This window comes from Microbacterium sp. 22303 (genome assembly GCF_052045265.1).
GTDB lineage: Bacteria > Actinomycetota > Actinomycetes > Actinomycetales > Microbacteriaceae > Microbacterium.
In genome coordinates this window covers 1-10,474 of the sequence record NZ_JBQEOQ010000002.1, presented here as the reverse complement: position 1 = coordinate 10,474, position 10,474 = coordinate 1, and the positions used below count along the sequence as shown (strand labels likewise).

The window sequence follows — 10,474 nt, the reverse complement described above, 5'->3', positions numbered from 1 at the left end:
CTGGGGCATCCATCGTGTCGCCGACAAGCGCGGCGGCGCCGAAGATGGAAAACGTCGCTCCCAGGACCGTGCGAGCGACGTTTTCCATCTTTCGGGGTGCGGCGCCGGCGCCGGCACCGGCGTTTCAGCGCGGCAGCAGCCCCGCCACGAGTGCGTCCACGACGTCGTCGGTCGGCGTCGCCGGGTCGATCGAGGACGTGAGCCGGTCGAATACGAGGCCTTCGATGGCGTAGTGGAACAGGGCGATCTCCGCGCGGCCGCCCGGAAGGCCCGCCGCCTCGTTGAACGCGACATCGCCCTCGAAGCCCGCGCGCTGCCACTCCTCGAGCGCGGCGGCGAGCTCGGGCCGCCGGGCCGCCTCGAGCCGCAGCTCGAACAGGGCGAGTGTCACCTCGCGCTCGCCGAGCAGCCGGCGCACGATGTCGCGCATGTAGTCGGCGAACAGGGCACGGCTCGGCGTCTGCACGGCGCGGTGCGCGAGATCCTCCGGAGTGGGGGCGAGGCGCTCGCCGATGCGCTGGAACAGGCCGGCGATCAGCGCCTCTCTGCTGCGGAAGTAGTTCGACGCCGTGCCCGTCGGCACGCCGGCGGCGTCGTCGACCGCGCGGTGGGTGAGCCCGCGCGACCCTTCCCGTGCGAGCACGGCGATGCCGGCGTCGGCGAGGGCGTTCCTGCGGGCTTCGTTCTTCGCCATGCCCTCAGAGTAGCGCAACCACAACACCTGTTGTAGTCTCTCAATCACTGCACCTGTCGTGGATATGTGCTCGAGGATCGGAGGACTTATGCGAGAGCTCACCTATTACGTGGCTGTCAGCCTGGACGGCTTCATCGCCGGGCCCGAGGGGCAGTTCGACGCCTTCCTCTTCGACGGCGATCACATGGCCGCGATCAACGCCCGCTTCGCCGACGCCATCCCCACGTCCTTCGCGGATGCCCTCGGCATCGCGCAGGACCGCACGACGTTCGACACCGTCCTGATGGGCTGGAACACGTACGCGGTCGGACTGCCCGCCATGCCCAGCCCGTACGCGCACCTGCACCAGATCGTCTTCACGCGGAAGGGTCCGGATCCGGTGGAGGGGGTCGAGTTCGCCGACCGGGATCCGGTCGACGTGGTGCGCGATCTCAAGGACCGGGAGGGCGGCGGCATCTGGCTGTGCGGCGGCGGCGCGCTCGCCGCGTCGCTCGTCGGCGAGATCGACCGTCTGGTGCTCAAGGTGAATCCCGTGCTCTTCGGCGAGGGGATCCCCCTGTTCGGGCGCAGCGGGTACGCGCCGTCGGCGTTCACGCGCACGGCGGCGACGGCCTTCGACTCGGGAGTCACGCTGCTGGAGTACGAGCGCTCCTGAACTCGCGGGCCGCGTGACTGCAGGTCCCACGACGGATGCACGACGGGATCGCCGGATCCGTCCTGCATCCGTCGTGGCGTCCTGCAGCCGCCCGCCCCTTGAGCCTCGTCCCGGACGGGACGAGGATCGGATCCATGGCGACGATCGACGATGTCCGTACTCTGGCCCTCGCACTGCCAGGCGTCGAGGAGCGGATCGGCGGACACACCGGGGAACCGGCCTGGCGCTGCAACGGCGGCCAGATCGCGTGGATGCGCGGACCGCGCAAGACGGATCTGGCGCAGTTGGCCGAGCTCGGCCGCACCTGGCCGGAGGGGCCGGTGGTCGCCGTGCACACGGAGACCGCCGCCCTCGCCGAGGAGCTGATCGCGGCGGATCCGGACGTCTTCTTCACCATCCCGCACTTCGCGGGATACCCCGCCGTGCTGCTGCGCCTCGAAGCGATCGCGCCCGATCATCTCGGCGAGGTGATCGCCGATGCGTGGCTGCTCCGCGCGCCGAAGGCGGTAGGTCGCGCGTGGCTTGCCGAGCGCGGCTTGAACTGAGGGCGATCTCGTGCGCACGGTGCGGGCGGAATTATCGCCGTCCGTTCATGTTTCTTCCTGAGGGTCACTGAGAAACCCGCTGATGAACCGGAGACGATATGACAGCCCACCCCGCACCCCACGACGACGCGAGGCGGACGCCCGCCGCCCTAGACGTACGTCACGACGCCTTCACGATCGAGCGCCGCTTCGAGGCGGCGGCCTCGTCGGTGTTCACCGCGTTCGCCGATGAGACGGAGCGACGACGATGGTTCCGGTTGCCGGGGAAGCGGACGGCTGAACGTCACGAGTTCCGGGTCGGTGGCGGCGTGGATGCCACCAGCAGCTTCCCGGTTCCCGATGCGGCACCGGAGCAGCTCGCCTATCACTCCCACTATCTCGACATCGTCACCGACCGTCGGATCGTGTTCTCCTACACCTCAACGGTGAACGACGTGCCGCGGTGGGCGTCGCTGGTGACCGTCCTGTTCGCGGATGCCGATGACGATGCCTGCCTGCTGATGTGGACCGAACAGGTCGCATTCCTCGCCCGCACCGGGGACGGAAGCGACGATTTCCCGCACCTGCGTGGCGGCACCGCCCTGCGCCTGAACGGCCTTGCCGCGGTGCTTCAGGGCGACTGACGATCAGAGCCACAGGCTGATTCCCCGAGACAGGACGGACTGATCCGCTGCCCTGCGCTCAGGCCGGTGGCAGCCGCAGCACCGGACCGGCCTCGCCCACGGCGAGGTCATCCGCGGTGCGCAGGGTGCGCGCGATCTCGTCCACGGCGGAGATGACGGTGCCGAATCGCTCGCGGTCGGCGCAGACCGCCTGCAGCGTGATGAGGTGCGTGCCGGTGTCCCAGGTGTACGTCGCGAACGGCGGTGCCGACTGCCCCGTGGGGCCGGGTTGCGGCAGCGGCACGACGAGCTTCTCCCCGGCGCCGAGGTAGGGGTTGCGGAACTCCTCGGTGTCGTCGTACTCCATGGGCATCATGGCGCGGGCGGTGCGCAGCTGCGGGGTGAGCTCCTGCGCGCTCGCCATGGCCACGATGAGCTCCGGCTCCGCCTTCCAGGTCCACACCAGCACCCGGCCGTCGGCCTTGCGCATGAGGAAGGGTGCGGCCTGGCTGAGCGCCCACGCACCGAAGCCGGATCCGCTCCTGGTACCTGACGCCGTCGGAGGAGCGCCGACCGCCGCGCCGGCCTGGCCGAGCAGCATCCGGATCGCCGCCTTGCGGTGCCGCCGGCCGCGCAGACCGAGGGATCCGGTCACGGGGATCCAGCGTGCGGGGTCGGCGTCGGCGAGCAGGCGCATGCTCAGAGCGTAGAGGGCGAAGGTGGGGGCCAGCCGTGCGTCCACTGCGCCGTGAAATATGTACACCGCCTCTACTATTCGGATGGGAAAGCGCATACCATGGTCCGCGAATCCTTCCCCGAACCGCCCGGAGGCCGATGATGTCCCCTCTTGAGATGAACCGCCGCACCCTGCTCGGACTGCTCGGCGCCGGCGCCCTCGTCGCCGTCGCAGGCGAGTCCGCGAGCGCCCGGACGCTCCCCGGACGCGTCCCGGCCGTCGCCGACGATCCGCTCACTGTGCTCATCGAGCGCCGTCGCGTGATGCTGGCAGGCGACGGCAGCGCGGCGTCCATCCCCGAGCTCGCCGACGTGCTGAACGGCATGAGTGCCGCGGCGAGCGCGTCGTGGAACGCGATGGTGCGGCCCACGGCGGCCCCCGGCATCTGGGCCGATCTGCCTCTCTCTGGCGTGAGCGGCACCGTCCTGTCCGGCAACATGGGCGTGACGTTCAACCGCATCTTCGACCTCGCTCTTGCGTACTCGACAGCGGGATGCGCGCAGCACGGGGACGCGGCGCTCGCGGCCGACCTCGTGGACGCGCTGACCTGGCTCAGCGCGAACGTCTACAAGGCGGGCAAGTCCGCGGTCGGCAACTGGTGGTTCTGGGAGATCGGCGTGCCCCGCAAGGCGGCCGACATCTGCATCCTGCTGCACGACGCGGTCCCGGCCGATGTGCGCGCCGCGCTCATGGCGGCGGCACGGTACTTCACGCCCGACCCGAACTGGCGCGGCCGCGGCACGAGCCTGGCCGAGACCGGCGCGAACCGTACGGACAAGGCGCTCTCCTGCGCATTGCGCGGAATCCTCGACGGGCACCCTGAAGAGATCGCGCTCGCCCGCGACGCCCTCAGCGACACGGTGCGGGCAAGGAAGAACAGCGTGTTCGGCTACGTTACGAGCGGTGACGGCTTCTACGCCGACGGATCCTTCGTGCAGCACACCTACCTGCCCTACGTCGGAACCTACGGCGTGGTCACGCTCGGAGGCATCGCCGAGATCCTGGGCCTGCTCGGCGGCAGCGACTGGGAGGTGACGGATCCGAAGAAGTCGGTGTTCCTCGACGCGATCGATGCCTCGTACGCGCCGTTCATCTGGAACGGCCGGATGATGGAGACCGTCCGCGGCCGGGCAGTGTCGCGGCAGGCCGAGCCCGACTACGTGGACGGCGCCTCCGCGATCACCGCGATCCTGCTGCTCGCCCCCGGCGCGGGGGAGCCGTACCGCAGCCGCTACCTCTCGCTCGTGAAGGGCTGGCTGCAGCGCTGCACCGACGAGAAGCTGTATGGCCTGCCCACCCAGACGGTGGCGAAGTCGCTGCTGGTGACCTCGATCCTCGGCGACGACAGCGTGACGCCGGCCGACGCACCGGTCTACACGAGGGCGTTCGGCGACCAGGACCGGCTCGTGCACCACCGCCCCGGCTTCAGCGCCGTGGTCAACATCTCCTCGAAGCGGATCGGCCGCTATGAGTGGGGCAACCGCGAGAACAACCTCGGCTGGTACCAGGGCGACGGGCTGACCTTCTTCTACAGCTCTGCGGATCCGGCGCAGTACAGCGCGGACTTCTGGCCCACGGTCGACCCGTACCGGTTGCCCGGCACGACCGTCACCGCGGCGCCCCGCGCGAACGGTGCGACGGATGGCACCGGCATCCCGCGCGCATTCCAGGCCTTCGGTGGCGGCCTCGCCCTCGACGAGCGCTGGGGGATCCAGGGGATGGATCACCTGAACTTCGACAAGAGCCTGAGTGCCCGCAAGTCGTGGTTCTTCCTCGACGACAAGGTGGTGTGCCTGGGCGCGGCGATCGCCTCGACCTCCGGCAATGACGTGTTCACCACGATCGACAACCGCTCGTTCGCGCCAGGCACCGTGCCGAACGTGCGCACCGACAACCGCAACCGCGTCCTCACCGCGGGCGACGGGTCGATCACGGTCAAGCGCAACGTGCACATCATGGGCCACGGCGGATACGTCTTCCTCCAGGGGGAGAACGTCTCCGGTGCGATCGATGTGCAGGTCGTGCCCCGCTCCGGCGACTGGCAGACGATCAACTCCGGATCCGACACCGGCGGCACGACCGACGTCAAGAACCGCGACTATGTCACGGTGACGCACCACCACGGCACGAACCCGTCCGGCGGGGGCTATGCGTACATGGTGCTGCCGAACGTGGACCACTCGGTCACGTTCACCGAGTCCGACGCGCCGACCGTCCAGATCGTCGCCAACAACGCGCAGGCGCAGGTGATCCGCGTGGCGGGGCAGGGGCTCGTGCTCGCGAACTTCTTCCAGGCCACGCCGTCGGGTGCGGCGCCCGCGTACGGGGTGACGGTGAGCGGCCCGTGCTCGCTGGCGGTGCACACCGAGGGCGGGCGCACGACCGTCGCGCTCTCCGACCCGAGCCGCACGCAGACAACCGCACGGGTCGTGCTCGCCGGCGTCGCGGAGTCGACCGTGGTCGAGGCCGACGACGGGGTTCGGATCGTCGGCACGTCGCCGCTCACCCTCGAGTTCGACCTCGACGGGCACGGGCACGCCAAGCGCGTCGTGCTCGGAGCCTGAATCCCGTCCACGGCCGGCCCGCCGATCAGCGGGCCGGCCGTGGAGCCGTGCGGTGGACGCTGGATCGCGGACTCCGCCATCGCCCCTGGTGTCCGCAATTCAGGATGGATTCTCCGAAACCGCGACGTTCCGGTCGGCAAGAGGCGGCGAACACCGATCCATCCTGAGCACGGGACGCCGCGGACCACCGAACGCTGCCGTGCTGTGCCGGATCCGCCTCCCCGGCATCCTCAGTCCGCTCGGGTAGAGTGGCCAGCGCCCGATCCAGGCCATCTCCGCGGGGTTCGAGCGGCCGATGAGGCGCTCGCCGGCGCCGCGGCCCAGCAAAAGGCAGCAATCACGTGACTTCCCCCGGCGATCATCGCCCGCAGGCCACCCCCGACACCGCCGCGTCCGCCTCGGCTGAGTCCGCGGCCGCGCCGCGCCCGCTCACCATCGTCATCGGCGCCGACACGTTCTCACCCGACGTGAACGGCGCCGCCCGATTCACCGAGCGCCTCGCCGCCGGCCTGGTGCAGCGGGGCCACGACGTGCACGTCGTGGCCCCCAACCAGGCCTACCGCACCGCGAAGCCCCGCGTCGAGGTGATCGAGGGTGAGGCGATGACGCTGCACCGGCTGCCGTCGGTGCGCTGGGCGCCACACGACTGGCTGCGGTTCGTCTGGCCGTGGCGCGCGAAGCACTACGCACGCAAAGTGCTCGACGAGGTGCAGCCCGACGTGGTGCACATCCAGTCGCACATCGTGATCGGGCGCGGGCTCTCGCGCATCGCACATCAGCGCGGGATCCCCGTGATCGCCACGAACCACGTCATGGCCGAGAACATCCTCGACCACACCACGATGCCGAAGTTCGTCGACGACATCGTGCTGAAGTTCGCGTGGGCCGACGCGGCGCGCACGTTCGCTCTCACCCGCGCCGTGACCACGCCGACCCGCCGCGCGGCCGACTTCCTCGAGCGCACGATCGACGTCGAGGGCGTCATCCCGATCAGCTGCGGGATCGACCGCACCCAGTACACGCCGGTCATCGGCCCGCGTGAGAAGAACCGCATCGTGTTCGTCGGCCGGCTCACGGCCGAGAAGCAGGTCGAGGTCATCCTCAAGGCGATGACCAAACTGGATCCGGCTCTCGACGTGACGTTCGACATCGTGGGCGGGGGAGACCAGCGCAAACAGCTCGAGGCGCTCGCGCAGCAGCTCGGGCTGGCCGACCGGGTGACCTTCCACGGGCGCACGACCGATGCCGAGCTGCGCGCGATCCTCAGCCGCGCCTCGCTGTTCGTGATCGCCTCGATCGCCGAGCTGCAGTCCATCGCGACGATGGAGGCGATGGCCTCGGCGCTGCCGATCGTCGCCGCGGACGCCGTCGCGCTGCCGCACCTGGTGCACGACGGGGAGAACGGCTACTTGTTCGAGCCCGGCAACGTGAACGAGCTGGCCGCGCGATTGACCGACGTGCTCACCGCCGACCCGGCCGAGTACGAGCGCATGCAGCGCGCCTCGCTCGACGGGGTCGTCGTGCACGACATCAACCGCACGCTGGACACCTTCGAGGCGCTGTACCGCGACGAGCCGCTGCCCGAGTAGCCCCGGATGCACATCGTCTTCTTCGGCGACCAGCACGCCGAGTCGCTGGGCGGGGCGCAGGTCTCGATGCGACTGCAGCGGAAGTACCTGGAGCGGGCGGGTCACACGGTCACGATCGTCGCGCCGCGGATGCATGCCGCTCGAGCGAGGCTCGCCGGTGCGGAGGACGATCCCGGATACGTCGACCTCCCGTCGGTTCCGATCACGGCCGACCGCGAGTATTCGCTGACCTGGCCGGGCCGACGCACGGACCGCTTCCTCGACCGTGCGCTCACCCGCCGTCCACCCGTGGATCTCGTGCACGTGCAGGCCGACTTCTGGGGCGCGTTCATCGGGCACCGCTTCGCGCACCGGCACGGCATCCCCGCCGTGCACACGATGCACAACCGGGTGGACGTCGGCATCGCCGCGGTGACTCCGCTGCACCGGCCGGTGCTCGGCGTCCTGAACCTGTGGCGGCGCACGGCGCTGCGCGGGATCGGGGCGCAGCCGCATGGCGCCGACGGGTGGGCGTACCTCGCGGGGATCGCCGCGGAGTCGCGTGCCGTGACGGCGCCGTCGGGGCATTTCGCCCGCCGGCTCGAGCAGCACGACGTCTTCGGATCCGTGGACGTGATCTGGAACGGGATCGACGACGAGGTGCGCGAGCAGGTGCTCGCCGCCCTTCGACAGGCTCAGGGACCGGGCACGGAGCGGAAGCCGGGGCGGCCGCGGTTCATCTGGCTCGGCCGGATGAGTCCGGAGAAGCGTCTGCTGCCGTTCCTGGAGGCGGTCGTCGCGAGCGACGTGGACGCGGACATCGAGATCGTCGGCGGCGGAGGCGAGCGCCGCGCCGCCGAGCGCATCGCCGCCTGGGCGGGGCGCCCCGGCATCCACTTCGCCGGCCGGATCGGCTACGCCGACGTGCTCGCCAGGATCGCCGCGGCCGACGCCGTCGTGCAGACCTCGATCGGCTTCGAGACGCAGGGGATGACGCCGTTCGAGGCGGCGACCCTGGGCACCCCGACGGTCGTGAGCGACCCCGACATCGCTGCCGAACTGCGGGGTGGGCTGTGGGCCGTGCCCGATGCCGGGGCGGACGAGCCCGCCCGGGTGGCCGCGCTCGCCGAGACGCTGCGCACCGCCGCCGCGGACATCGCGGCCGGTCGTGCACCCGAGCCGGATCCGCAGGTCGCCGCCGACTTCCGGCAGTCGTCGCGCACCGCGGCGATGCTCGAGGTCTACGGGCGCGCGATCGCCGGCTGAGGAGGCGGGGCGGAGGTCCGGCCACGCGGCCCCGGGGGCCCGGGAGGGGCTCGAGCACGAATTGAGCAATTGGCATGGTGACGTTCAGTGGTAAAACCCGCTCTAGTCAAACCCAACTGCAGGAAGAAGTTTGGTCGCCACTCTTGCTCGCGGCCCCCAGATCGCAACGATGAGTGACACCCGCGGGATAACGGTCCACGTCTACTCGGTGAAACGAAATAGTAGAGGAGACGGACCTCTGGGGCGCACCCGTCAGATCTTGCGAGCGTCCGCGTCTTGGATCGACTGCAAGAAGTCTTCCAAGGGCTAGGCCCCGAACTGGTCCATCACCATGTCATTTAGCCCGGCGCACGGTCCTAGGTCGACGTCACAGTGAAGCGCGCCATGATCCGCGAGGGCGCGGAAGTGAGGGTCGTCCCCCGCGTCTCCGTAGTCCTGGGTAAATTCAGTGATTCGCGCCTGCGGATAGCGGGGGCGTGCAACGAACGAAGCCTCATGCATGACGGCATTCATGGGCCCGCGCCTGTGCCACGACAACGTAGGAACTTCCGACGACGTGCTCACACTCAGGTGCTTCGCAGACGGAGCAACGCCCGTCGAGGCGCGTCGCAAACTGGCGATATTGTTCACCCATCACATGATCGCAGTCTTCGACCATCCGCGCGCATATGGAGCAAGCAAACTCGGCGACCATCCCTATGGACGCTCCCATTCGAAGGTGCGACACGTTCACCGGGCACGCCGTCCAGTACGCGTTATCGCGCACAACAATCGGACAGCCAAAGAGGCCCCGCAGAACAAACGAGGCTTTGTGAATCGCGGCGTGGGCGTCTTCACGGAGCTCATGATCCTCGAGGAAGTTGAGGGCCGCAATCGCCGATGCGACTGCCTTCCGGGCGTGGGGTTCGACAATTTCCAAAAGCGCATCGTCTACTGACAGCGTGAACTCCGCCCATTCGTGGCGCTTCTTCACCTGAATCGCTCGCCGCACTCGTTCGTCCGTTTCGACCAGCTCGAAGTCGATCACCGGCATCGGCGAGGGGTTCTTATCGAAGGCCGCTGTCACGCATTGAAGCTCAGTTTCAGAATCTCTCAGCGACGCCTGCCCGTAATGCGCGAGGTAGCGTAGACGCTCCGGCCCTCCCGAGGGTGGGACGGGTCCCCACTCTAGAAGCAGGGCCCTGTACCGAAGGCTTCGGTCAGCCAACCTCTTGGCCGCCGTTCGCCTGCCGCGTTTTCGCGGCTCCGTTCAGTTCGCGAAGAGCGGCCAGTACATCGGCCCCTTCGCCCTCAATCTCGTAGTTGAGTTCGGTCTCCGTCTCCACCACCTTCAGCCTCAGCGGTAGCCGTGTTGCCTCCTCCGCGGTCCAGCCTTGGAATTTGGCCCGTTCGCCTATGAATAGCGACACCACGGCGATGAGCCAGTCGTTCGCCATGGTGAGGCACGCGAGGCCCAGGGCCCACGTTTCGGGGTCGACGCTGTACTCGGACAAGTACTTTCGGGTGCCCTCGGCCATCGAGAACTCGACCGGCAAACCGACAGCGCGGGCAGCCTTTGGGAGATAGCGGACGTGTTCCGTGTATCGCAGCTCTCCGTCAACGACATCACCGCTCGGCATGGCGGTCCGCGTTGGAATCACATAGACCGTGTCTGGCAGAACCGTCTCGGGTATCGCGCCTGGTAGCGGTGTCCAGCCAAGAGTTGTCAGTTTGGCAACCATGAGGGAAGCGTACTGGCGCGCTGAGTTCCGCGCTCGTTCCAGTTACCGCGGTGCCCGCAAGCCGGTCCCTGTCGGCGATGGTTGAAAACGAGGCCATAGTGACGGGCGAAAGCGAGGCCACCC

The 10,474-nt window shown here is 69.0% G+C and carries 10 protein-coding genes; 6 read left to right on the top strand and 4 right to left on the bottom strand.

All coding sequences use genetic code 11. The features are described from left to right. Positions 1-124 precede the first annotated feature (124 nt). Entirely contained in the window at positions 125-694 is a 570-nt protein-coding gene (locus tag ACTJI8_RS05780; RefSeq protein WP_440732467.1) for a TetR/AcrR family transcriptional regulator, read from the bottom strand. Positions 695-782: 88 nt separating this feature from the next. On the opposite strand from ACTJI8_RS05780, the gene ACTJI8_RS05775 reads away from it, so the two are divergent. From ACTJI8_RS05775 to ACTJI8_RS05765, 3 genes are all read left to right on the top strand, one after another. Then, positions 783-1,349 carry a dihydrofolate reductase family protein gene (locus ACTJI8_RS05775; RefSeq protein ID WP_440732466.1) on the top strand — a complete coding sequence of 189 codons (567 nt, stop codon included), beginning with the start codon at positions 783-785 and terminating at the stop codon, positions 1,347-1,349. A gap of 134 nt (positions 1,350-1,483) precedes the next feature. Further along, a complete protein-coding gene (locus tag ACTJI8_RS05770; RefSeq protein ID WP_440732465.1) occupies positions 1,484-1,894 on the top strand; it encodes an MmcQ/YjbR family DNA-binding protein in 411 nt (136 codons plus the stop codon). A gap of 98 nt (positions 1,895-1,992) precedes the next feature. Beyond that, positions 1,993-2,517, top strand: a complete 525-nt coding sequence (locus ACTJI8_RS05765; protein WP_440732464.1) for an SRPBCC domain-containing protein — start codon at positions 1,993-1,995, stop codon at positions 2,515-2,517. A 58-nt stretch (positions 2,518-2,575) separates the two neighbouring features. Here ACTJI8_RS05765 and ACTJI8_RS05760 read toward each other — a convergent pair whose 3' ends face one another. Next, on the bottom strand, positions 2,576-3,193 hold the full coding sequence (locus tag ACTJI8_RS05760; protein ID WP_440733199.1) for a hypothetical protein: 618 nt from the start codon (positions 3,191-3,193) through the stop codon (positions 2,576-2,578). Between the two features lie 155 nt (positions 3,194-3,348). Between ACTJI8_RS05760 and ACTJI8_RS05755 the strand changes: the two genes are divergently transcribed. The 3 genes from ACTJI8_RS05755 (at position 3,349) to ACTJI8_RS05745 (ending at position 8,630) form a co-directional block, all read left to right on the top strand. Then, a complete protein-coding gene (locus tag ACTJI8_RS05755) occupies positions 3,349-5,796 on the top strand; it encodes a polysaccharide lyase 8 family protein (protein ID WP_440732463.1) in 2,448 nt (815 codons plus the stop codon). A 434-nt stretch (positions 5,797-6,230) separates the two neighbouring features. Beyond that, a complete protein-coding gene (locus ACTJI8_RS05750; RefSeq protein WP_440733198.1) occupies positions 6,231-7,385 on the top strand; it encodes a glycosyltransferase in 1,155 nt (384 codons plus the stop codon). A 6-nt stretch (positions 7,386-7,391) separates the two neighbouring features. After that, entirely contained in the window at positions 7,392-8,630 is a 1,239-nt protein-coding gene (locus tag ACTJI8_RS05745; RefSeq protein WP_440732462.1) for a glycosyltransferase family 4 protein, read from the top strand. Positions 8,631-9,123: 493 nt separating this feature from the next. Here the strand turns inward: ACTJI8_RS05745 and ACTJI8_RS05740 are convergent, their stop codons facing one another. Both ACTJI8_RS05740 and ACTJI8_RS05735 read right to left on the bottom strand, forming a co-directional pair. Beyond that, the gene (locus ACTJI8_RS05740; RefSeq protein ID WP_440732461.1) at positions 9,124-9,696 is read right to left on the bottom strand and encodes a hypothetical protein; all 573 of its coding nucleotides are present in this window, start codon (positions 9,694-9,696) and stop codon (positions 9,124-9,126) included. 133 nt (positions 9,697-9,829) lie between these two features. Then, complete coding sequence (locus ACTJI8_RS05735; RefSeq protein WP_440732460.1) at positions 9,830-10,351, bottom strand: hypothetical protein; 522 nt, start codon at positions 10,349-10,351, stop codon at positions 9,830-9,832. Positions 10,352-10,474 lie beyond the last annotated feature (123 nt).